Genomic DNA, 22,075 nt, shown 5'->3' on the forward strand with positions numbered 1-22,075 from the left:
CGCCCATGGTGTCGGGGTGGGTGCCCCCCCCCCCCCCCCCGCCACATTGGGTGCGTCCAACGCAACCAACGCCACATTGGGGCGCATCGGACGTCGATGACTTGCGACGCGCGGGGCTAGCGGCGGACCAGCCAGCAGAGGCAGAAGGGGTGCCCGGCCGGGTCGGCGTACACCTGGAAGTCGTCACCGGTCGTGTTGCCCGCCGCCGGCTTCAGCACCCTCGCGCCGAGGGCCGTCACCTGCTCGTGGGCTTCGGCGAAGTCCTCGACCCACAAGTCGAGGTGGATCTGCTGCTTGACCGGGCCGTCGGGCCACTCCGGCGTCACGTGGTCCGGTGCGAGCTGCACGCCGATCCGCGGGGCGCCGTCCACCAGCACCATGTGCCAGTCGCCGTCGTCGTCGACCTCGCCGCCGAGGACGCCCGCCCAGAAGCGGCTCTCGGCCGCCAGGTCGGCCGCGTCGAACGTGACGACCTGGTGCATGATCCGCATCGCGGGACCTCTCAGCCGGACCAGAAACCCGTGATGAACCGCAGGTAGATCATCCCGCAGACCAGCGCGTTCGCGTAGAGCACGACGTGGACCGCGCCGCGCAGCCGCGGGCGGCGCTCGCCGAACAGCACCAGCGCCACGTACATCACCAGGCACGGCAGCAGGTACCGGTGCACCGACACCACGTTGTTGTTCATCGTCAGCATCACGATCGACGCGAACCCGAACAGCGCCAGCGGGATGCCCTTCGCGCGCAGCGCCACCAGGACGTACACCGAGGACGCGAACAGCAGCGCCAGGCCGATCATCGGCAGCACGTGGCTCATCAGCGTCCACGCGTCCATCTTGGTGTCGCCGAGCAGCGCGTGGCCGGTGATCTTGGCTTCGCGCCAGATCGTCTCGAGGATGTTCGGGTTGAACTTGTGGTACGACCACTCCCGCACACCCTTGAGCGCGTTGAAGCTGCCGAAGAAGTCGCCGGTCTGGATCTTCATGGCGACCATCACGCCGGCCAGGCCGACGAACGCCAGCGGGAACCACAGCAAGTTCCACGACAGCAGGCCGCGCAGCTTCCAGTCCTTCGACCGCCAGAACTCCAGGAAGCACAGGCCGACGAACACCGCCGCCGTGATGCGGGAAGCCGTCAGTGGGATGAGCGTCAGGCCCATCCAGAGCCATTGGCGGCGTAGTGCGAACAGGTAGGCCCAGAAGCCCAGCGCGCAGAACACCGCCTCGCTGTAGAACGAGTGCAGGAAGAACGCGGCGGGCGCGGTGAGGAACGCCGCGACGACCAGCCACGGGGCCCGTTCGCCGTCGAAGAAGTGGCGGCCGATCTTGAGCAGCGCGACGGCGGCCAGCCAGGTGGCCACCAGGTTGACCAGGAACCCGGCGGTGAGCAGGCCGATCGTGCCGAAGCTGACCGTCTGCACCAGCCAGACCAGTACCGGGAACACCGGGTAGAACGCCCGCGTCGGGGCGTAGCTGCCGGTGTAGGCGTGCATGGCGATCTCGCCGTAGTTGCCGGCGTCCCAGCGGTAGGTGTGCGCGAGCAGGCTCATCGTCGAGCCGATGCCGGTCTTCGGGATGCCCTCGTCGGTCGGGCTGGACGGCGCGAACAGGTACGCCAGCGCGATCAGCACCACGTTCCAGGCCAGCACCACCGCGAAGACGCGCGCGTAATCGCCGTTCAGCCAGGCCCAGCGGCTCGCGCGGGCCGTCTCCGGGCGCTCCGGCTCGACCTGGTCGGTGACCCGGGACTCCACGGCCGTGCTAGTCATGCGTAACCTCCGCGACCGGCGCCCCGGCCGCGGGCGCGGGCCGGTGCCGGAAGACGACCTTGTGGTAGAGCACGTAGTTCCAGACCAGGCCGACCACGATCCCGGCGCCCTTCGGGATCAGCACGTTCACCCCGGGGAACGCGCTGGTGACCGCGAAGATGATGGCCGCCTGCACGACCCACAGGCCGAACGCGGTGACGCCGAAGAACAGCAGGGCCTGGCGCCGGACGTCGCCGTCCTTGGCGCGGAACGTGAAGTTCCGGTTGAGCGTGAAACTGAGCAGCATGCCCGTGGTCGTCGAGATGAAGTTGGCGACGAACAGCGGGACGCCCAGCGTCACCAGCAGCGCGTAGCCGAGGGCGTCGACGAGGGTGTTCGCCACGCCGACGATCCCGAAGCGCAGCTGGGTCGCCGAGATCAGCTTCACCGGGCGCCTCTTCCCGCGTCGGCGCCTTCCCGGGCCTCGGCCGGCACCGCCGGGCCCGTGCGCACCGACGCGACGCCGTAGAGCGGCCGGTTCTGAACCTGGGAGTACGTGCGGCCGATGTAGCTGCCGAGCACGCCGAGCATGATGATCTGGATCCCGCCGAGGAAGAACATCGCGATCCCGAGGAACGCCCAGCCGGGCACCGCGGTCTCCGGCGCGAACAGCTTGACGCCGCCGACGTAGAGGATCCCGACGAAGCTCAGGAACGAGATCAGGTAGCCCATGCGCGTGATCATCCGCAGCGGCGTCACCGAGAAGCCGAGGATGCCGTCGGCGGCGAAGCGCAGCATCTTGCGCAGCGGGTAGCCGGTGACGCCGGCGTGCCGCTTGTCGCGGTCGAACAGCACGGCCGTCTGCTTGAAGCCGATGTAGCTGACCAGCCCGCGCAGGAAGCGGTCGCGCTCGCGGTACTTGCGCAGCTCGTCGACGACCTTGCGGTCGATCAGCCGGAAGTCGCCGGTGTTCTTCGGGATGTCGACCGCGGCCATCTTCCGCAGGAACCAGTAGAACCCGCCGGCGGTGAGCTTCTTGAACGCCGAGTCCTGGCGTGAGCGGCGCTGCGCGTAGACGACGTCGAAGCCTTCTTCCCACTTCTCGATCAGCTCGAGCGCCACCCGCGGCGGGTCCTGCATGTCGCTGTCCATGATGACGACGGCGTCCGCGTCGACCAGGTCCAGCCCGGCGGTGACGGCCATCTGGTGGCCGAAGTTGCGGGACAGCTCGACGACCGTGACCCGCTCGTCGCGCGCGCTGAGCTCGGTGAGCTTGGCCAGCGAACCGTCCCGGCTGCCGTCGTCGACGTAGAGGAAGCTGAAGTCGTACTTGCCGGCGAGGGGGGCGGTCACCTCGTCCACCGTCCGGTGCAGCAGGTCGATGTTCTCTTCCTCGTTGTAGATCGGGAAGATGAACGCCACCCGGCGGGTGATCGGCTCTGTGGGCACTGCGGGGCTCCCCGGAGTTTCGGTGCGGAACGGTTCGGGCGGCGCCGTCGAGCAGGCGAATCCCCGACCCGGTGCCCTGCATCCTAGAAGATCGGGCCGATCGGTCCTCCGGGACCCGGTCGGGGCGCCTGCGGCCTCGGCGGGGGACAGGCCGGTGCTCGCGGCGGGCCGGCCGGGTGCGGCGACCTGCCGCGGCGTCGGCGGGGTAGTTGTCGGCCCCGCCGCGGGGGTGCCTCGATACGCTGGACGGCGAAGGACCGGCGCGTGTCCTCACGGGGGAGTTCCGCCTGGTGTGCCAGGCTCGACGAGGTGAAGGACGACGAGTGAATCGGCAGCCGCTGCGCCTGGCCATCATCGAGGCCACCCGGATCCTCGAGCGCGCGGGCGTCGCCTCGCCGCGGTTCGACGCCGAGGTGATCGCCGCGCACGTGCTCGGGGTCGAACGCGGCCGGCTGCCGATGGTGCCGCTGGTCGACCCGCCGGTCATCGAGGCCATCGGCCAGCTCGTCCAGCAGCGCGCCAAGCGCATCCCGCTGCAGTACCTGACCGGCTGGGCCGCGCTCGGCGACATCACGGTCGCGGTCGGTGCGGGCGTGTTCGTCCCGCGGCCGGAGACCGAGCTGCTGCTCGAGTGGGGCGTCAAGTTCCTGCAGGGCCGGGAGTTCCCGGTGGTGGTCGACCTGTGCACGGGCTCGGGGGCGCTGGCGCTGGCGGTGGCCCACGCCCGCCCGGACGCGGTCGTCTACGCGGTGGACATCGACCCGCAGGCCCTGGCCTGGGCCCGCCACAACGCCGACGTCCACGCCGACGCGGGCAACACCCCGATCCGGCTGTACTCGGGCGACATCGGCGACCCGACGATGTTCGCCGAGCTCGACGGCCTGGTCGACCTGGTGCTCTGCAACCCGCCGTACGTCCCGGAGGGCACGCCGGTACCGCCCGAGGTCGCGGAGCACGACCCCCCGCGAGCGGTGTTCGCGGAGGAGAGCGGCCTGGCGGTGATCCGCCACGCGATCGCGGCCGGCGCCCGCCTCCTGCGCCCGGGGGGAGGACTGGCGATCGAGCACGACGACACGCACGGCTCGGCGGTCCCGGCCCTGGTCCGAGCGCGCCGGGTGCTGACCGGCGTCGAGGACCACGCGGACCTGACCGGACGTGCCCGGTTCGTCACCGCGCGCCGCCTGGGCTGAGCGGCTTCCTGGACCGGGCTGCCGAGCCGCGGGCTGTTGCGGCGGGTCATCGGCTTCATCGCCGACCGGCGATGGTTGCCGGCCTGCGCGACGAGGGTGCCCGGTAGAACATTGCCGAGCTGATTTCGATGGCCGAACAAGCCGAAGCGGAGTGGCGGCGGGCGGGTTCCAGGAGCGCGGCTGGTCGAGGGCGCCTTCGCGGCGGATCTCCGCGGTCGCCGCACCTCTTCGCGCCCCGCCTCCTGCGGGTCGCAGGTAAGCGCGTGCTCACCAGCCCGGCCGCCGCGGGGGCGCCCCCCGTCTTCCACGCTACCGGCGGCCACCGACAGTTCCGGGCAGTCCGGAGGGCTGCGGACCAAGTTGTCCACAACCCCTCCGGACTGCTCGCTCAGAAGCCGAACGCCGTGCAGCTCGCCGTCGCGGTCTTCGACGGGTCGCTCACCGACGTCGCCGTCAGCTTCACCCTCGCCGCGAGGTCGCCGCCCTGGCCGCGCTTCGCGTACGCCGGGACCTTCACGTGCCCGCCGAACTTCGCCGTCGCCAGCTCGTTCGGCAGCCTGACCTGCCAGCCCTTCGCGTCCGTCGACACGCTCAGCCGGTACGTGTCGGTGTCGTACGGGGCCTTCGCGCCGCGCGCCGCGCCCGTGTTGAGCAGGCCGAAGTCGCACGTTGCCAAGCCGCCGCGGGCGATGGCCGGGAGGGCCGGGGTCAGCGCGGCTCCGCGGGCCTGGCTGCCCGAGCCGTCCAGCGACGCCACCGTCACCGTGTACGACAGGATCCCGCGGCGGTCGCGCGCCAGGTCGGTGATGAGGAACCGCAGGCGGTTGGCCTCGTCGGTGTACTCGTACGGGCTCGCCGCCTCGGTGCCCGCCTTGAACAGGGCGTCGTTGAGCTGGCGGTAGTCACCGATGGTGATCTTGACCGGCGTCCCGTCCGGCTTCGTGTAGTCGGTGATGCCGATGTCCTGCGGGTTAGCGTCGATCACCCAGTCGAACGGGGCGTTGTCCTTGTTCTTCGTCTTGGTGATCATGACGCCGGAGTCCGGCGCGAACGAGTCCGCGCCCATCCGGTCGACGACCTCGACCGTGTAGTTGTCGTAGCCGCCGCCGTCGCAGAACGGGTCCTTCGACCGGTCGCACTTCGGCGCCTTGTCACCGCCGGTGAGCTTGATGTTCAGGCCGGTGAACGCGCCGGGCTGCGCTTCGGTTTCGCGCGCGGTGAGCCGGGCCGAGACCGGGCCGGTCTTCGCGAGCTCGTCGCGGTCGAGCTGGAGCACGTCCGCCGGGTCGACGATGCCGAGCTTCAGCTTGTTGCGCAGCTGGTGCTGGGCGCCCATCGAGCTGCCCTGCGTCGCCGGGATCTGCCAGCGGGTGTGCGGGCCGCCGGGGCCGTTGAACGTGCCGCGCGACAGCATGTCCCACGGTCCGCTGTAGGAACGTGACGGCGGGGTCCCGAACGGGTTGTTGTAGTTGTCGCCGATGCCCAGGATGTGGCTGAACTCGTGGGCGTAGGTCGACTGGCCCGAGCTTTCGGCCTGCACCGAGCTGCCGTCCTGGGCGTTCGGCCAGATGCTGGCGGCCGACGCCCACGACGTCCACGGCACGTACCGGGTGGCCGCGTAGTTGGGCAGGTCGTGGTCGGGCGGGCCGAAGCTGTCGGGCACGTTCTCCTTGTTGCCGAACTTCATCTCGCCGAATTCCTGCCAGGTCGAGCTCTCGTCCTGGCCGGCGGAGAGGTAGAAGACGAAGTCGAACTGGTTCGCGGTGTCGCCGACGTCGGCGCGCCAGGCGTCCCCGGCGTCCTTGCGGATGTCGCGGGCGCAGTTCGCGCCGGGCGGGCACGCGCTCGGCTGGAACTCCATGCCGTATTCGTAGGACTTCCCGGGCATCCGGTACGGCCCGAACGCGGTCAGCTGCACGCCGAACCGGCCGCCGGAGTCCTCCATCCAGTATTCGTTGATCGTGTGGCCGTTGTTGAGGGCTTCGGGTTTGTTGAGGAAGTCCTGGTAGTACTGGGCGACCTTCGCCCGCGGGACGTTCGCGGCGGCGGGGCCGGGGTTGCCGAAGATCGTCGAGTTCGCCGGCTTCGTGACGACGAAGTCCTGGTCCGGGTAGTCGGCGAGGACGACGGCGCCCTTGAAGGTGCGCTGGGTGGGTTTCAGGGTGGGATCGGCCCAGTTCGTGCCGGGGACCTTGCGGTAGTCGGACCAGGTCATGTGGTCCTGGTTCTCCCACCGGGCGGCATCGATCGGGGCGGGCCAGCCACGGGTGAGCGGCTCGGCGGCGGCGGTCCCGGCACCGAGCCCGGAGAGGACGGCCACGGCGGCGAGCAGGGCGAGCGCTTTCGGGGTTCTGGGGCGCATGTGCGGCTCCTTCACTGGGAACCCACGGGGGTGGTGGTTCCCGAAGATCGACCGTATTGAGCCCCGGTGTCGCGGTTCTCCCTCGCGGCGAGGTCTACCCGCTTGCCCCACGACGAAAGTCTGGCCGGATTGTCAGGTTCGGCTGGACGTCGCGTATGACTCAGGCTCGGCGTCGCGAATGGCTCATTCGCGACCTTTCGGCGCGCCGGGCGTTGTGGACAACTCCGGTCAGGGATGCCGGGAGCGCCGGGAACTGTCGGTGCGGGCCGGTAGCGTGGAAAACGGGGGCGCCCCCGAGGCGGCCGGGTGCGCGAGCCCTGTGCCGGCGGCGAGGTCCGGCCGAGAGGACTTGCGCCGGCGGGCGAAGTTCGGTCGGGCTCCCGCCGCGGCCCGGGCCGCGATGCCCGCCAGGCCCGGGGCCGCGATGCCGGCCGAGTCCAACGCCCCAATGCCCGCCGGACCCGGGGGCCGCAATGCCCGCCAGGCCGGGGGGCCGCAATGCGCGCCGGGCCTGGGCCGCGATGCCCAACGCCCCGACGCCTGCCAGGCCCGGGGCGCAATGCCCGCCGGGCCCGGGGCGCGATGGTCGCCGACCCAATGCCCGCCGGGCCGCTGCCCACCCACCCGGTGTGACGCGGCGAACGTCCCCCGAAGACGCCGGACTACTCTTGGCCCCCATGAGCGTGGTCTACGACTGCAGCAAGCGGGAGACCCGGGCCGATGGGCTGGCCGCCGCCGCCGGGGCGGTGCGGTCCAGCCGGCTGGTCGTGCTGCCCACCGATACCGTCTACGGGATCGGGGCCGATGCCTTCGACGCCGGCGCCGTTCAAGCGCTTCTGCGGGCCAAGAACCGCGGGCCGGACATGCCCGTCGGGGTGCTCGTCGGCTCCTGGTCCACTGTGGACGGGCTGGTGCTCGGGGTGCCGCCGCAGGCGCGGGCGCTCATCGAAGCCTTCTGGCCCGGCGATCTCTCCATCGTGCTGCCGCACGCGCCGAGCCTGCAGTGGAACCTCGGCGATGCCCGCGGCACCGTCATGCTGCGGATGCCGCTGCACCCCGTGGCCCTCGAACTGCTGCGGGACGTCGGCCCGATGGCCGTCTCGAGCGCGAACGTCTCCGGGCGCCCCCCGGCCAGCACCGCGCAGGAGGCGCAGGAACAGCTCGGCGACTCGGTCGCGGTGTACCTCGACGGCGGCTCGAGCGGCGAGCCCGTCGCGTCGAGCATCGTGGACCTGACCGGCACCGAACCGGTCGTGCTGCGCGAGGGCTCGGTGAGCAAGGACGCCATCGCGGAGGTGCTCGGTGTGCCCGCGGAATCGTTGGCCTGAAGCCGGATCACGGCGGAAACCGCGACACGATAGCGTGTCGCGGGTGACCCCGACCCCGCGAGCGTGACGTCCCCGTGCCGCCCACATCCGGTCTCCTCCCCATCCGGGAATACCTCCTCGTCGCGCTGACCGCGACGGCCGTGACCTACCTGCTCACCGGCGTCGTGCGCCGGGTCGCGATCCGCGTCGGCGCGATCGCCAACCCGCGCGCCCGCGACGTGCACGTCGCCCCGATCCCGCGGATGGGCGGGGTCGGCATCTACCTCGGCGTCGCCGGCGCGATGGGCCTGGCCCACCAGCTGCCCGCGCTGTCGCACGGCTTCGACGCCTCCTTCGACTCGGTCGGCGTGCTGCTCGCCGCCGGCGTGATCTCGCTGATCGGCGCGCTCGACGACCGGTTCGAACTGGACGCCTGGACGAAGCTGGCCGGCCAGGTCATGTGCGCCGGCATCCTGGTCATCTTCGGCGTGCAGTGGGTGTCGTTCTGGGTGCCGTGGGGCGGCACCGGCGGCTCGTTCGGCTCGGTGCTGGTGCTCGACAAGAACCAGGGCGCGCTGCTCACCGTCGTGATGGTCGTCGTCATGGTCAACGCGATGAACTTCGTCGACGGCCTCGACGGGCTGGCCGGCGGCCTCGGCTTCATCGCCGCCGCCGCCACCTGCGCCTTCTCGCTCGGCCTGCTCGACAGCTCCGGCGGTGACGTCGGCACCTACCCGCCCGCGCTGATCGCCGCCACCCTCGCCGGCGCCTGTCTGGGCTTCCTGCCGTACAACTTCCAGCCGGCCAAGATATTCATGGGCGACTCCGGCTCGATGATGATCGGCCTGATGCTCGCCGGCGCGACCACGTCGGCGTCCGGGCGCGTGCCGTACCCGCAGTTCAGCGGCAAGGACGCGATCGCGCTGCTCTCGCCGCTGGTGGTCGTGGCGGCGGTGCTGTTCGTGCCGATGCTCGACCTGATCATGGCGGTCGTCCGGCGCACCCGCCGCGGCGAAAGCCCGTTCGCCGCCGACAAGATGCACCTGCACCACCGCCTGCTGGAGATCGGCCACTCCCAGCGGCGCGCGGTCCTGCTCATCTACTTGTGGGCCGGGATCCTCGCCTTCGGCGCGGTGTCGGTGACGCTGTTCGACGACGCCGCGGCGCTGTGGATCATCGGGATCGGGCTGGTCTTCGCGGTGGTCGTCTCGATCGTCCCGCGGCTGCGCTCGCGCAACCAGCCGGGCACCTGACCGGCCGGGGTCTCTACACTCGGGTGGTAACCGAGCAGGGAGCCAGGTGTGAGCGAAGCCGAAACGCACGAGCAGGAGAACCCGCACGCCAAGGTGGTGCTGCAGGCGGCCCGCGCGATGACGAAGGCCTCGCTGCTGGTGACGCCGCCCGCGGTGCTGGTGTGCATCGCGTTGTTCAGCATCCTCAACGGCCTGCCCGGCTTCCTGGGCTCGCTCGTCGGCGGGGTGCTCGCGATGCTGGCGTCGCTGTCCACGCTGGGCATGATGAAGTTCAGCGCGGGCCAGGACCCGATGTTCGTCATGGTCATCGCGCTCGGCGGGTACGTCGTGAAGGTGGTCCTGCTCTTCGGGGCGCTGACGCTGCTGAAGGGCGTCACCGCGCTGCACCCGATGTCACTCGGCATCACGATGATCGTGGCCATCATGCTCGCCGCCGCGGCCGAGTTCGCCGCCTTCCGCAAGACCAAGATCCCGACGATCATCCCGTCCTGACCGGTTCGGGCTCGTCACTCTTCGTGCATCCGCCTGCGGCCGCTTGAGTGTGACCGGGACCACGAAAGTGCGCTTCCGTGCGCTGCTGCGGACCGTGACCGGGACCCCTCGCCTGCGACGTTCCGGACCCGGTCCCGCCGCGCACCGGACCTGGGTCCCGGGACGACCCGGGACCTAAGTCCTGGGCTGATCGGTTGGTTAGGAGTACGCCTGTCCGGCACGGATTGACCTGCTGGTATGGTCCGCGTCAAGGGTGGCGGCCTCGACCGCGCACTCCCTCAGACGAACCGCGATCAGCAGTGTGGCGACCGTGTAGTTCCGCCGTCCGGCCGCTGGTCCGAAGTAGACCGCAGGGCAGTGTTCACGCGAGACAACCCCGTGTGCAGAACGTGAAGCCGTGTTCATCGCACAGTGGGGCAGCCGCCTCCGACGTCCCGATACGTATCGGGTACGTTAAGTCCAGATCGTGACGATTCCCCCGGCGGAGTGAACGCCGGCCGGGAGAACCGGAAGGAGCCCAGTGGGCGCGCTGGTATTGGCCGAGGGTGCGACGTTCGCGCCGCCCGGCGCCGAAAGCTTCGAGTTGCCGGCGTTGTTCGGCGGAGTCACCAAGCCGATGCTGCTCGTCGTGCTTTCGGTTGTCATCATCGCGACGTACTTCCTGCTGGCGACCCGCAAGCTGCAGGTCGTGCCGGGCAAGGGGCAGTTCGTCGCGGAGTCGATCTACGACTTCAGCCGCAACAACATCGCGCGCGAGCAGATCGGTTCGAAGGATTTCAAGCCGTTCGTGCCGCTTGTTTTCGCACTGTTCACCTTCGTTTTGGTGAACAACCTCTACGGGATCATCCCGCTTCTGCAGTTCCCGACCATGGCGCGGTTCGGCTTCCCGGTCGCCCTGTCGGTCCTCGTCGTCTACCCGGTGTACCACTTCGTCGGGTTCAAGCGGCACGGTTTCAAGGGGTACTTCAAGAAGGAACTCGCGCCGCCGGGCGTGCCGGGACCGGTGCTGCCGCTGTTCGCGCTGATCGAGTTCGCGGAGAAGTTCTTCCTCAACCCGCTCACGCTCGCCATCCGTGTTTTCGCCGCCATGTTCGCGGGTCACCTGATCCTGGCGGTGTTCACCCTGGGCGGCACCTTCCTGCTGACCGAGACCTCGGGCTGGGCGCTGAAGCCGGTTTCCCTGGTGGCGTGGATCTTCGCCATCGGGATGACGTTCCTCGAGGCCTTCATCCAGGTGCTGCAGGCCTACATCTTCGCCCTGCTGTCGGCCGGGTACATCGGCGCCGCGCTGGCGTCGGAGCACTGAGAACACAAGCCCCCGATCCACGCGAGCGCGTGGACCGAAGTGAAGGGAAATGCACGTGAGCAACATCGTTCTGGCCCAGGCCGCGGAAGCCGCCGCCAACATCAACCCCGGCCTCGCCGCGATCGGCTACGGCCTGGGCGCGATCGGCCCGGGCATCGGTGTGGGTCTGATCTTCGCCGCCGTCATCAACGGCACCGCCCGCCAGCCGGAGGCGCAGGGCAAGCTGCAGGGCATCGGCTTCTCGACCTTCGTTCTGACCGAGGTGCTCGCCCTGATCGGCATCGTCATCTACTTCATCGCCTCCGCAGGCTGAGTCACGCTCATCTCGCTTAAGGAGACGCCGTGCTGAACAGTGCCTTGGTCCTCGCCGCAGAGGGCGAAACGCACAACCCGATCGTTCCGGACATCTCGGAGCTGATCCTCGGCATCGTCGCCTTCCTGATCCTGCTGTTCATCCTCAAGAAGTACGTCGTCCCTCGCTTCGAGGCCGCGTACGAAGAGCGTGCGCAGAAGATCGAGGGAGGCATCGAGAAGGCCGAGCGGGCCCAGGCCGAGGCCGAAGAGGCGCTGGCCAAGTACAAGGCCCAGCTGCAGGAGGCCCGCACCGAGGCCGCGAAGATCCGCGACGACGCCCGGCTCGAAGCCGAGCAGATCAAGGCGGAGCTGCGGGCCGAGGCGGAGGCCGAGTCCCAGCGCATCGTCGCCCAGGGCCAGGCCCAGCTGCAGGCCCAGAAGGCGCAGATCATCGCGGAGCTGCGGGCCGACATGGGCCGCAACGCCGTCGAGCTGGCCAGCCGGATCGTCGGCGAGTCGCTCGAGGACGAGGCGCGCCGCCGCGGCACCGTCGACCGGTTCCTGGCGGAGCTGGAGACCGCCGGTGCCTCCAACGGAGCGGGGAAGTAACCAGAAATGACGCTGCATGCTGCGAGCCGTGAAGCGCTCGGCCTCGCCGAGGAACGCCTCGGCGAGGTTCTGGCCGACGCGGGAGCCGACGCGGCCACGGTCGGCGACGAGCTGCTCTCGGTCGTCGACCTGCTGGACCGGGAAATCGGCCTGCGCCGCGCGGTGAGCGACGCTTCCGCGACGGCGGAGTCGCGCACCGGGCTGGTGCGCCGGCTGTTCGACGGCAAGCTGTCCGAACCGGCCCTGAAGGTGCTCGACACCGTGGCGGGCAGCCGCTGGTCCAGCCCCCGCGAGCTGACCGACGGCCTCGAGTCGCTCGGTCGCTCGGCCCTGCTCACCGCGGCGGAGAAGACCGGGAACGTCGACACCGTCGAATCCCAGCTCTTCCAGGTCTCGCGGGTCGTGGCCAACCACCCCGAGCTCGAGAAGGCGCTGTCGGACCTGACCGGTTCCGCCGACGCGAAGCGCACCCTGGTGCGCGGGCTGTTCGCCGACAAGGTGGACGTGGTCACCGAGACCCTCGTCGAGCAGGTCGTGCGCCGGGCCAAGGGCCGCGGCGTCGGCATCGGGCTCGACAAGCTGGTCAAGCTGGCCGCGGAGCGGCGCGAGCGCTCGGTGGCCTACGTGACCAGCGCGAACGCCCTGTCGGACGAGCAGACCGCCCAGCTGGGCGCGAAGCTCGACGCCCTCTACGGGCGGCCGATCGCGCTGCACGTCGAGATCGACCCCCGGCTCGGCGGCGGCCTCGTCGTCCGCGTCGGCGACGAGGTCATCGACGGGAGTGCGGCGGGGCAGCTCGCGGCGTTGCGCAGGCGGCTGGCCCGGGCATAGCCCCAGGTCACACAAGACTTTGCATACTGGCAAGAACGAAGCGAGAGCGGGAAAGACATGGCCGAGCTGACGATCTCCTCGGATGAGATCCGTAGCGCGATCGAGAACTACGTCTCGAGTTACGCCCCGGACGTGAGCCGGGAAGAAGTTGGCACCGTGGTGGACGCCGGTGACGGCATCGCCCACGTCGAGGGTCTGCCCTCGGCCATGGCCAACGAGCTGCTCGAGTTCCCCGGCGGCGTCCTGGGCGTCGCCCTGAACCTGGACGCGCGCTCCATCGGTGCCGCGATCCTCGGTGACTTCGAAAGCATCGAAGAGGGCCAGCAGGTCAAGCGCACCGGCCAGGTCCTGTCGGTGCCGGTCGGCGACGGCTACCTCGGCCGCGTCGTCAACCCGCTGGGCCAGGCGATCGACGGCCTCGGCGACATCGAGACCACCGACCGCCGCGCCCTGGAGCTGAAGGCCGCCTCGGTGGTCGAGCGCCAGCCGGTGTCGGAGCCGCTGCAGACCGGCATCACCGCCATCGACGCGATGACGCCGATCGGCCGCGGCCAGCGCCAGCTGATCATCGGTGACCGCAAGACGGGCAAGACCGCCGTCGCCGTGGACACGATCATCAACCAGAAGGCCAACTGGGAGACCGGCGACCCGCAGAAGCAGGTCCGCTGCATCTACGTCGCGGTCGGCCAGAAGGGCTCCACGATCGCCGCCGTGAAGAAGTCCCTCGAGGACGCCGGCGCGCTGGAGTACACCACCATCGTCGCGGCCCCCGCGTCCGACTCGGCCGGCTTCAAGTGGATCGCGCCGTACACCGGCTCGGCCATCGGCCAGCACTGGATGTACGAGGGCAAGCACGTCCTGATCGTGTTCGACGACCTGACCAAGCAGGCCGACGCCTACCGCGCGATCTCGCTGCTGCTGCGCCGCCCGCCGGGCCGCGAGGCGTTCCCCGGCGACGTCTTCTACTTGCACTCCCGCCTGCTGGAGCGCTGCGCGAAGCTGTCGGACGAGCTGGGCGCCGGCTCGCTGACCGGTCTCCCGATCATCGAGACCAAGGCGAACGACGTGTCGGCCTACATCCCGACCAACGTCATCTCGATCACCGACGGCCAGTGCTTCTTCCAGTCGGACCTGTTCAACGCCGGCCAGCGCCCGGCCATCGACGTGGGTATCTCGGTGTCCCGCGTGGGTGGTGCCGCGCAGGTCAAGGCGATGAAGGACGTCGCGGGCTCGCTCCGGATCGACCTGTCGCAGTACCGCGAGCTGGAGGCCTTCGCGGCCTTCGCCTCCGACCTCGACGACGCGTCGAAGGCGCAGCTCGAGCGTGGTGCCCGGCTGTACGAGGTGCTCAAGCAGCCGCAGTACTCGCCGATCCCGGTCGAGGAGCAGGTCCTCACGGTGTACCTGGGCACGAACGGCCACTACGACTCGGTCCCGACCGAGGACGTCCGCCGCTTCAACCACGAGTTCATCGACTCGGCCCGCCGCAAGCACGCCGACCTGATCAAGGGCATCCGCGAGTCGGGCAAGTTCCCGCAGGAGACCCGCGAGGCCGTCGTCGAAGCGGTGAACGAGTTCAAGAAGGAGTTCACCACCTCCGAGGGCAAGCCGCTCGAGGAGAACGCGGACGCCATGGAAGCCGACAAGGTCGGGCAGGAGACCGTCAAGGTCAACAAGCCCGCCCCGAAGAAGTGAGCTGGTAGCTCATGGCCGCACAACTCCGGGAACTCCGGTCGCGCATCAAGGCGACCAAGTCGATCGGCAAGATCACCAAGGCGATGGAGCTCATCGCCACCGCGCGCATCACCAAGGCGCGGGCTCGGGTCGCCGCTTCCCGGCCGTACGCGGACGAGATCACCAAGGTGCTCTCGGCGCTGGCCGGCGCGGCCACCACGCTCGACCACCCCATGCTGGTCGAGCGCCCGAACCCGAAGCGGGCCGCCGTCCTGGTCGTGACCAGTGACAAGGGCCAGTGCGGTGGGTACAACTCCAACGTGCTGCGCGCGACCGAAGAGCTGCTCGCCCTCCTCCGCGAGGAGGGCAAGGAGCCGCAGGTCTACGTCACCGGCAACAAGGGGCTGAACTACTACCGGTTCCGGGGCCGCGAGGTCGTGGACGGCTGGACGGGCTTCTCCGACCAGCCGGGCTACGCGAACGCGGTCGCGGCCGGCGACGCCCTGGTCGAGTCGTTCATGCGGGGCGTCGACGACGAGCACGGCAACACCGACGGCATCACGGGTGTCGACGAGATCCACATCGTCTACACCGAGTTCGTGTCGATGCTGACCCAGCGGCCGACCGCCAAGCGCGTCGCGCCGCTCGAGGTCGAGTACTCCGAGGGAGAAGAGGAGAAGCCCGCCGGGCTGCTCCCCAGCTACGAGTTCGAGCCGAGCGCCGACAAGCTGCTGGACGCCCTCCTGCCGAAGTACATCAACACGCGGCTCTACGCGGCCCTCCTCGAGTCCGCGGCGTCCGAGCTGGCCGCCCGCCGGACGGCGATGAAGGCCGCGTCGGACAACGCGAACGAGCTGGTCGGCAACCTGACGCGGGAGATGAACCAGGCCCGCCAGGCGCAGATCACCCAGGAGATCTCCGAAATCGTCGGTGGCGCGAACGCGCTCACCGCAGCAGGAAGTGATGATTGATGACCAGTACTGAAGCCCCGCGCGCCAAGGGGCGCATCGTGTCGGTGACCGGTCCGGTCGTCGACGTCGAGTTCCCGCGCGGTTCCGTGCCCGACCAGTTCAACGCGCTCAAGGTCGAGATCGAGTTCGAGCAGCTGCGCAAGACGGTGACCCTCGAGGTCGCCAGCCACCTGGGTGACAACCTCGTCCGCACCATCTCCCTGCAGCCGCAGGACGGCCTGGTGCGCGGCGCCGAGGTCACCGACACCGGCGGCCCGATCACGGTCCCGGTCGGCGACAAGGTCAAGGGCCACGTCTACAACGCCCTCGGCGAGTGCCTCGACGAGCCCGGCTACGGCGAGGACCTCGAGCGCTGGGGCATCCACCGCAGCGCCCCGTCCTTCGACCAGCTCGAGGGCAAGACCGAGATGCTGGAGACCGGCCTCAAGGTCGTCGACCTGCTCACCCCGTACGTCCAGGGTGGCAAGATCGGCCTGTTCGGCGGGGCCGGCGTCGGCAAGACGGTGCTCATCAAGGAGATGATCACCCGCGTCGCCCGGAACTTCGGTGGCACCTCGGTGTTCGCCGGCGTCGGCGAGCGCACCCGTGAGGGCAACGACCTCTTCCTGGAGATGTCCGAGGACGGCGTCATCAACGACACCGCCCTCATCTTCGGCCAGATGGACGAGCCGCCGGGCACCCGCATGCGGGTCGCGCTGTCCGCGCTGACCATGGCGGAGTACTTCCGCGACGTCCAGAACCAGGACGTGCTGCTGTTCATCGACAACATCTTCCGGTTCACCCAGGCCGGCTCGGAGGTGTCGACCCTGCTGGGCCGCATGCCGTCCGCCGTGGGTTACCAGCCGACGCTGGCCGACGAGATGGGGCAGCTGCAGGAGCGGATCACCTCGACCCGTGGCCGGTCGATCACCTCGATGCAGGCGATCTACGTCCCCGCGGACGACTACACCGACCCGGCCCCGGCCGCGACGTTCGCTCACCTGGACGCCACCACCGAGCTTTCCCGTTCGGTGTTCCAGAAGGGCATCTTCCCGGCGGTGGACCCGCTGGCGTCGACGTCGACGATCCTCGACCCGGCCATCGTCGGTGAGGACCACTACCGCGTCGCCTCCGAGGTCATCCGGATCCTGCAGAAGTACAAGGAGCTGCAGGACATCATCGCGATCCTCGGTATGGACGAACTCTCGGAAGAGGACAAGCTGACCGTTCAGCGCGCGCGCCGCATCGAGCGGTTCCTGTCGCAGAACATGCTGGTCGCCGAGGCGTTCACGCAGATCCCGGGCTCGACGGTGCCGCTGTCGGAGACCATCGAGTCGTTCGACCGCATCACCAAGGGTGACTTCGACCACTACCCGGAGCAGGCGTTCCTGGGTATCGGTGGCCTCGAGGACCTCGAGAAGAAGTACAAGGAAATCACCAAGAAGTGAGCTCGTGAGCTCGGCGGGGGCTGTGTCCATTGTGGACTCGGGCCCCCGCCGTTCTCGTAACGGGAGACAGACCTATTACACTCGGTGGCAACACCCCGAGTTAAGGAGTGCACGTGGCTGAGATGTCCGTGGAGCTGGTGGCCGTCGAGCGCCGTCTCTGGTCGGGTACTGCCACTTTCGTGGTGGCCCAGACCACCGAGGGTGAGATCGGCATCATGGCCGGTCACGAACCCGTGCTCGGGCAGCTGGTCGAGGGTGGCGTGGTCAAGGTGACGACCACCGACGGTGAGACGGTCTGCGCGGCCGTGCACGGTGGCTTCCTCTCCGTGACCGGCACCGGGGTGAGCATCCTCGCCGAGAGCGCCGAGCTCTCCGACGAGATCGACGTCGAGGCGGCCAAGGCGGCCCTGACCGGGGACGACGAGACCGAGCGGGCGAGGGCTTCGGCCCAGCTCCGCGCAGCGGGTCAGTCGGCCTGAGCGCGAGACGGGCAGGAGCCGGGCCGTGAAGATCACCGTGGTCGTAGTCGGGCTCCTGATCGTGCTCGCGGTGCTGGCCGCCTGGTACGGCCAGCGGTGGATCCGGATGCGCCGCGGCGGTGGCGTGAGCGTCGCGCTGCGGTGGCGTCCGGACAACCCGCGGTCCAGCTGGCACCTGGGGCTGGGCCGCTACGAGGGCGACGAGTTCGTCTGGTACCGGGTGTGGAGCCTGCGCACCGGCGCGGACCGCGTCTTCCAGCGCGAAAGCATGCAGATCGCCGACCGCCGCGACCCGTCCGGCACCGAGGCCTATGCCGTGCCCGAGGGCTCGACGGTGCTGCGCTGCGAGTCGGAAACCCAGGAAGCGATCGAGATCGCGATGGGGCCGGGCGCGCTGACGGGTTTCCTCTCCTGGCTCGAGTCCGCCCCGCCCGGACGACGTCTCCCGCGCGCCTCCTGAGGCTGTCTCATTCCGAGACAGCCGCGGCCGCTGCTTTCGCCTACGGTTGAGCGCATGATTCTCATCGTGGTCAAGTTCCCGGTCAAAGCGGAGCACGCGGAAAACTGGCCGGAGATCGTCGCGGACTACACCGCGAACACCCGCGCGGAGGCCGGCAACCGGTTCTTCGAATGGTCCCGCAGCCTCGAGGACAAGAACACGTACGTGCTGGTCGAGGGCTTCGACGGCCAGGATGCGGCCGTCGCGCACGTCGGCTCCGACCACTTCAAGTGGGCGGTCGAGAACCTGGGTGCGTACCTCAGCGACAACCCGCAGATCATCAACGTCCAGGACGCCTCCGACTGGGGCCCGATGGCCGAAATCTCACCGCACTAAACTCGGGGTGTGACCCTCGTCGAGATCCCCGGCTCCAAGTCCGTCACCGCCCGTGGCCTGTTCCTGGCCGCGGCCGCGCACGGCACCACGACGCTCGGCCGTCCGCTGCACTCGGACGACACCGAGGGCTTCGCCGAGGGCCTGGCGAAGCTCGGCTACCGCGTCGACCGGCAGGCGGACGCGTGGACCATCGAGGGCCGGCCGTCGGGTCCGGGGGTCACCGAAGCCGACGTCTTCTGCCGGGACGGCGCCACGACGGCCCGGTTCCTGCCCGCGCTGGCCGCGGCCGGCACCGGGACGTTCCGCTTCGACGCGTCCGACCAGATGCGCCGCCGCCCGCTCGGGCCGCTGACCGACGCCCTGCAGGAGCTGGGTGTCGACCTCGAATTCCGTGGCGAGCCGGGCCACCACCCGCTGACGGTCCGCGCGAACGGCATCAAGGGCGGGGAGCTGACCCTCGACGCGGGCCTGTCGTCGCAGTTCCTGACGGCGTTGCTACTGGTCGGGCCGCTGACCGCGGAGGGACTGCGGATCACGGTGACCGACCTCGTGTCGGTGCCGTACGTCGAGATCACGCTGGAGATGATGCGCCGCTTCGGCGTCGACGTCCGCCGTGAGGGCCGGACGTTCGTGGCGCCGGCGCAGCCGTACCGCGCGTGCGAGTACCCGGTGGAGCCGGACGCATCGACGGCCAGCTACTTCCTCGCCGCGGCGGCGGTCACCGGCCGCACGGTGACCATCCCGGGCCTCGGCTCGGACGCCCTCCAGGGCGACGTGAAGTTCGCCGACGTGCTGCGGGAGATGGGCGCCCACGTCGACCTGGCGCCGGACTCGGTGACGGTCGCGGGCCCGTCGGACGGCCTGCGCGGCATCACGGTGAACATGCGTGACATCTCGGACACCGTCCCGACCCTGGCGGCGATCGCCCCGTTCGCGTCCGGCCCGGTGCGCATCGAGGACGTCTACAACACGCGCATCAAGGAGTGCGACCGCCTCGACGCGTGCGAGGAGAACCTGCGCGCTCTCGGTATCCAGGTCGAGACGGGCCGCGACTGGATCGAGATCCAGCCGGGACAGCCGACGGGCACGCTGGTGGCGTGCCGTCGCGACCACCGCATCGCGATGGCGTTCAGCATCACGGGCTTGCTGACCGACGGCATCACCCTGGATGATCCGGACTGCGTGAAGAAGACGTTCCCCGGCTTCCACCAGGCGCTCGCCGACTTGCGTGAGCAGTGGGCCTCGTGAGTGGTAAGGCGGGTTAGAACCCGCCTTACCACTCACGACAAGGTGGGCCGAGACCTACTGGGGCTGCCCGCCCGGCTGCCACAGCACGTCACCCTCGGGGTTGGCCAGCCGGGCCAGGATGAACAGCAGGTCCGACAGCCGGTTCAGGTACTTCACCGCGATCGGGTTGGTAGCCTCGGGCTCCGCCTCGTGCAGGGCCCAGGCCGACCGCTCCGCCCGGCGGGCCACCGTGCGCGCCTGGTGCAGGAACGCGGCTCCCGGCGTGCCGCCCGGCAGGATGAACGACGTCAGCTTCGGCAGGCGCTCGTTGAACTCGTCGCACCAGCCTTCGAGCCGCTCGACGTACTTCTCGGTGATCCGCAGCGGCGGGTACGGCGGGTCGTCCGAGATCGGCAGGCAGAGGTCCGCGCCGACGTCGAACAGATCGTTCTGGACCGCACGCAGCACGTCCGTCACTTCGGCGGGCAGCGCGCCGACCGCGATCGCCAGGCCCAGCACCGAGTTCGTCTCGTCGGTGTCCGCGTACGCGCCCAGCCGCGGTGACGTCTTCGGCACGCGGGAGCCGTCGCCGAGCGCGGTCGTGCCGTTGTCGCCGACCTTGGTGTACACGCGGTTGATGCGAACGACCATGAACCCACCATAGCGGCCCCCGCCCGGGCCGAATCCGGGCGAGAGGGCATGATTGGCGGCCATGAGCGAGCACTTCGACGTGCATGGCGGAGCCCGGCTGGTCGGCGAGGTCGACGTGGTCGGCGCCAAGAACAGCGTGCTGAAGCTGATGGCCGCCGCCCTCCTCGCGGAGGGGACCACGACCATCACGAACTGCCCGCAGATCCTCGACGTCCCGCTGATGGGCGACGTGCTGCGGAGCGTCGGCTGCGAGGTCGTCATCGAGGGCGACACGGCCACCATCACGACGCCGGCCGAGCTGTCGCACCGCGCCGACTCGGCGGCGATGGGCAAGCTGCGTGCGTCCGTCTGCGTGCTGGGGCCGCTGGTCGGCCGGCTGAAGCAGGCCGTCGTGGCGCTGCCGGGTGGGGACGCGATCGGTTCGCGGCCGCTGGACATGCACCAGAACGGCCTGCGCAAGCTGGGCGCGACGAGCACGATCGAGCACGGCTGCGTCGTCGCGAAGGCCGAGACGCTGGTCGGCGCGCAGATCTGGCTGGACTTCCCGAGCGTCGGCGCGACCGAGAACATCCTGATGGCGGCCGTGCTGGCCGAGGGCACCACGGTCATCGACAACTGCGCGCGCGAGCCGGAGATCGTCGACATCTGCACGATGCTGACCGAGATGGGCGCGAAGATCGAAGGCGCCGGGACGTCGACGCTGACCGTGCACGGCGTGGAGCAGCTGCACCCGACGACGCACAGCGTGATCGGCGACCGGATCGTGGGCGCGACCTGGGCGTTCGCCGCCTCGATGACCCGCGGCGACATCACCGTCCGCGGGGTCAACCCGCACCACCTCGACCTGGTGCTGAACAAGCTGCAGCTGGCCGGCGCGGACGTCGAGACGTTCGGCGACAAGGGTTTCCGCGTGGTCCAGCCGGAGCGCCCGAAGGCGGTCGACTGGGTGACGCTGCCGTACCCCGGCTTCGCGACCGACCTGCAGCCGTTCGCGGTGGCGCTGTCGGCGGTGTCGGAAGGCACGTCGATGATCACGGAGAACGTCTACGAGGCGCGCTTCCGGTTCATCGAGGAGATGGTGCGGCTGTCCGGTGACGCCCGCACGGACGGCCACCACGCGGTGGTCCGCGGCGTCGAGAAGCTCTCGAGCGCGCCGGTCTGGGCGTCGGACATCCGCGCGGGCGCCGGGCTGGTGCTGGCGGGCCTGTGCGCGGACGGCGTCACCGAGGTCTGGGACGTCTTCCACATCGACCGCGGCTACCCGCACTTCGTCGAGAACCTGAACCGCCTGGGCGCGAACATCAAGCGCGTCGCGGGCGAGCCGGACCGGAGCTGAATCAGCCGCCCTGCGCGCCCAGTGCGCGCAGGGCGTACTCCACGAGCCGGTCCACATAGTTCGGCTCCGCCTCGGCCTGCCGGACGACCAGGCGCCAATAGATCGGCGCGGCCAGGACGTCCAGCGCCATCTCCATGTCGAGGTCCCCGGGTAGTTCGCCGCGCGCGATGGCCCGGCGCAGCATCGCCTCGCCGACCTCGCGCCGCGGCCCGCCGATGTTCTCGCGCGTGCGGCGGCCGCGCTCCGGGTTCCGCGCGTCCTCCGCGACCAGGTCGGGCAGGATCCGCGAGAACAGCGGGTGGGTCAGCCAGTCGATCAGGGCCTGCATCGTTTCGCGGAGGTCGCCGCGCAGTGAGCCGGTGTCCGCCTCCGCCGCCCGCGTCACGCTGAACTCCGTGACGACCGCGGCGATCATCTCGTCCTTCGACCGCCATCGCCGGTAGAGCGCGCTCTTGCCGACGCCGGCGCGCTTGGCGACGGCCTCCATCGACAGCCGGCCGTAGCCCTGCTCGGCGAGCTCGTTCAGGACGGCGTCGGTGATCGCCGACGTGACTTGGTGCTGGAGGACCGCGGCGCCGGTCGGGGTGCGTGCCATGGATCGCAGTCTAACGGGTGGACGAGACGGTACCGTTCCG

General features: G+C 69.9%; 23 protein-coding genes. 16 read left to right on the forward strand and 7 right to left on the reverse strand.

The annotated features are described in order from the left end of the window. Positions 1-116: 116 nt before the first annotated feature. From ACWEF6_RS20565 to ACWEF6_RS20580, 4 genes are read right to left on the reverse strand one after another with little or no spacing between them, the layout of a single operon-like run. The gene (locus ACWEF6_RS20565) at positions 117-491 is read right to left on the reverse strand and encodes a VOC family protein (RefSeq protein WP_449684426.1); all 375 of its coding nucleotides are present in this window, start codon (positions 489-491) and stop codon (positions 117-119) included. A gap of 11 nt (positions 492-502) precedes the next feature. Beyond that, positions 503-1,768: a mannosyltransferase family protein gene (locus ACWEF6_RS20570; protein ID WP_449684427.1), complete on the reverse strand. Its 1,266-nt coding sequence runs from the start codon at positions 1,766-1,768 to the stop codon at positions 503-505. Beyond that, positions 1,761-2,195: a GtrA family protein gene (locus ACWEF6_RS20575; protein WP_310967032.1), complete on the reverse strand. Its 435-nt coding sequence runs from the start codon at positions 2,193-2,195 to the stop codon at positions 1,761-1,763. The genes ACWEF6_RS20570 and ACWEF6_RS20575 overlap by 8 nt, the downstream gene beginning before the upstream one ends. Further along, on the reverse strand, positions 2,192-3,196 hold the full coding sequence (locus tag ACWEF6_RS20580) for a glycosyltransferase family 2 protein (protein WP_310967033.1): 1,005 nt from the start codon (positions 3,194-3,196) through the stop codon (positions 2,192-2,194). The genes ACWEF6_RS20575 and ACWEF6_RS20580 overlap by 4 nt, the downstream gene beginning before the upstream one ends. 323 nt (positions 3,197-3,519) lie before the next feature. Here ACWEF6_RS20580 and prmC point away from each other — a divergent pair, with 323 nt between their 5' ends. After that, positions 3,520-4,386 carry a peptide chain release factor N(5)-glutamine methyltransferase gene (prmC, locus tag ACWEF6_RS20585; RefSeq protein WP_191316922.1) on the forward strand — a complete coding sequence of 289 codons (867 nt, stop codon included), beginning with the start codon at positions 3,520-3,522 and terminating at the stop codon, positions 4,384-4,386. 388 nt (positions 4,387-4,774) lie between these two features. On the opposite strand, the gene ACWEF6_RS20590 is transcribed toward prmC, so the two are convergent. Further along, complete coding sequence (locus ACWEF6_RS20590) at positions 4,775-6,748, reverse strand: M6 family metalloprotease domain-containing protein (RefSeq protein ID WP_449684428.1); 1,974 nt, start codon at positions 6,746-6,748, stop codon at positions 4,775-4,777. 677 nt (positions 6,749-7,425) lie between these two features. Between ACWEF6_RS20590 and ACWEF6_RS20595 the strand changes: the two genes are divergently transcribed. The 14 genes from ACWEF6_RS20595 (at position 7,426) to aroA (ending at position 19,474) form a co-directional block, all read left to right on the forward strand. Continuing rightward, complete coding sequence (locus ACWEF6_RS20595) at positions 7,426-8,076, forward strand: L-threonylcarbamoyladenylate synthase (protein WP_310967035.1); 651 nt, start codon at positions 7,426-7,428, stop codon at positions 8,074-8,076. Between the two features lie 74 nt (positions 8,077-8,150). After that, on the forward strand, positions 8,151-9,308 hold the full coding sequence (locus ACWEF6_RS20600; protein WP_310967036.1) for a glycosyltransferase family 4 protein: 1,158 nt from the start codon (positions 8,151-8,153) through the stop codon (positions 9,306-9,308). A 48-nt stretch (positions 9,309-9,356) separates the two neighbouring features. Beyond that, positions 9,357-9,800, forward strand: a complete 444-nt coding sequence (locus tag ACWEF6_RS20605; RefSeq protein ID WP_086840678.1) for a hypothetical protein — start codon at positions 9,357-9,359, stop codon at positions 9,798-9,800. A gap of 520 nt (positions 9,801-10,320) precedes the next feature. Then, positions 10,321-11,106 carry a F0F1 ATP synthase subunit A gene (atpB, locus tag ACWEF6_RS20610; RefSeq protein WP_310967037.1) on the forward strand — a complete coding sequence of 262 codons (786 nt, stop codon included), beginning with the start codon at positions 10,321-10,323 and terminating at the stop codon, positions 11,104-11,106. A 55-nt stretch (positions 11,107-11,161) separates the two neighbouring features. Continuing rightward, positions 11,162-11,419: an ATP F0F1 synthase subunit C gene (locus tag ACWEF6_RS20615; RefSeq protein WP_310968453.1), complete on the forward strand. Its 258-nt coding sequence runs from the start codon at positions 11,162-11,164 to the stop codon at positions 11,417-11,419. 29 nt (positions 11,420-11,448) lie between these two features. Continuing rightward, on the forward strand, positions 11,449-12,009 hold the full coding sequence (locus tag ACWEF6_RS20620) for a F0F1 ATP synthase subunit B (RefSeq protein ID WP_449684429.1): 561 nt from the start codon (positions 11,449-11,451) through the stop codon (positions 12,007-12,009). A gap of 6 nt (positions 12,010-12,015) precedes the next feature. Continuing rightward, positions 12,016-12,840: a F0F1 ATP synthase subunit delta gene (locus ACWEF6_RS20625; protein WP_310967039.1), complete on the forward strand. Its 825-nt coding sequence runs from the start codon at positions 12,016-12,018 to the stop codon at positions 12,838-12,840. 57 nt (positions 12,841-12,897) lie between these two features. Then, entirely contained in the window at positions 12,898-14,535 is a 1,638-nt protein-coding gene (gene atpA, locus ACWEF6_RS20630; RefSeq protein ID WP_449684430.1) for a F0F1 ATP synthase subunit alpha, read from the forward strand. An 11-nt stretch (positions 14,536-14,546) separates the two neighbouring features. Then, positions 14,547-15,485 carry a F0F1 ATP synthase subunit gamma gene (locus ACWEF6_RS20635; protein ID WP_449684431.1) on the forward strand — a complete coding sequence of 313 codons (939 nt, stop codon included), beginning with the start codon at positions 14,547-14,549 and terminating at the stop codon, positions 15,483-15,485. Beyond that, the gene (gene atpD, locus ACWEF6_RS20640) at positions 15,485-16,912 is read left to right on the forward strand and encodes a F0F1 ATP synthase subunit beta (RefSeq protein ID WP_086840690.1); all 1,428 of its coding nucleotides are present in this window, start codon (positions 15,485-15,487) and stop codon (positions 16,910-16,912) included. Before ACWEF6_RS20635 ends, atpD begins: the two co-directional genes overlap by 1 nt. A 113-nt stretch (positions 16,913-17,025) precedes the next feature. Further along, positions 17,026-17,391 (forward strand): F0F1 ATP synthase subunit epsilon, encoded by a 366-nt coding sequence (locus ACWEF6_RS20645; protein ID WP_003102658.1) that lies wholly within the window; start codon positions 17,026-17,028, stop codon positions 17,389-17,391. Between the two features lie 25 nt (positions 17,392-17,416). After that, a complete protein-coding gene (locus ACWEF6_RS20650; protein WP_003102655.1) occupies positions 17,417-17,851 on the forward strand; it encodes a DUF2550 domain-containing protein in 435 nt (144 codons plus the stop codon). Positions 17,852-17,905: 54 nt separating this feature from the next. Continuing rightward, positions 17,906-18,226 (forward strand): putative quinol monooxygenase, encoded by a 321-nt coding sequence (locus ACWEF6_RS20655; protein ID WP_449684432.1) that lies wholly within the window; start codon positions 17,906-17,908, stop codon positions 18,224-18,226. 9 nt (positions 18,227-18,235) lie between these two features. Further along, positions 18,236-19,474, forward strand: coding sequence for a 3-phosphoshikimate 1-carboxyvinyltransferase (gene aroA / locus ACWEF6_RS20660; RefSeq protein ID WP_449684433.1), 1,239 nt, complete (start codon positions 18,236-18,238; stop codon positions 19,472-19,474). A gap of 54 nt (positions 19,475-19,528) precedes the next feature. On the opposite strand, the gene ACWEF6_RS20665 is transcribed toward aroA, so the two are convergent. Further along, on the reverse strand, positions 19,529-20,104 hold the full coding sequence (locus ACWEF6_RS20665; RefSeq protein ID WP_449684434.1) for a cob(I)yrinic acid a,c-diamide adenosyltransferase: 576 nt from the start codon (positions 20,102-20,104) through the stop codon (positions 19,529-19,531). A 61-nt stretch (positions 20,105-20,165) separates the two neighbouring features. Here ACWEF6_RS20665 and murA point away from each other — a divergent pair, with 61 nt between their 5' ends. Continuing rightward, positions 20,166-21,440, forward strand: a complete 1,275-nt coding sequence (gene murA / locus ACWEF6_RS20670; RefSeq protein ID WP_310967046.1) for a UDP-N-acetylglucosamine 1-carboxyvinyltransferase — start codon at positions 20,166-20,168, stop codon at positions 21,438-21,440. Between the two features lies 1 nt (position 21,441). Here the strand turns inward: murA and ACWEF6_RS20675 are convergent, their stop codons facing one another. After that, positions 21,442-22,035: a TetR/AcrR family transcriptional regulator gene (locus ACWEF6_RS20675; RefSeq protein ID WP_449684435.1), complete on the reverse strand. Its 594-nt coding sequence runs from the start codon at positions 22,033-22,035 to the stop codon at positions 21,442-21,444. Between the last annotated feature and the right edge of the window lie 40 nt (positions 22,036-22,075).

Source organism: Amycolatopsis sp. NPDC004772 (assembly GCF_053601215.1).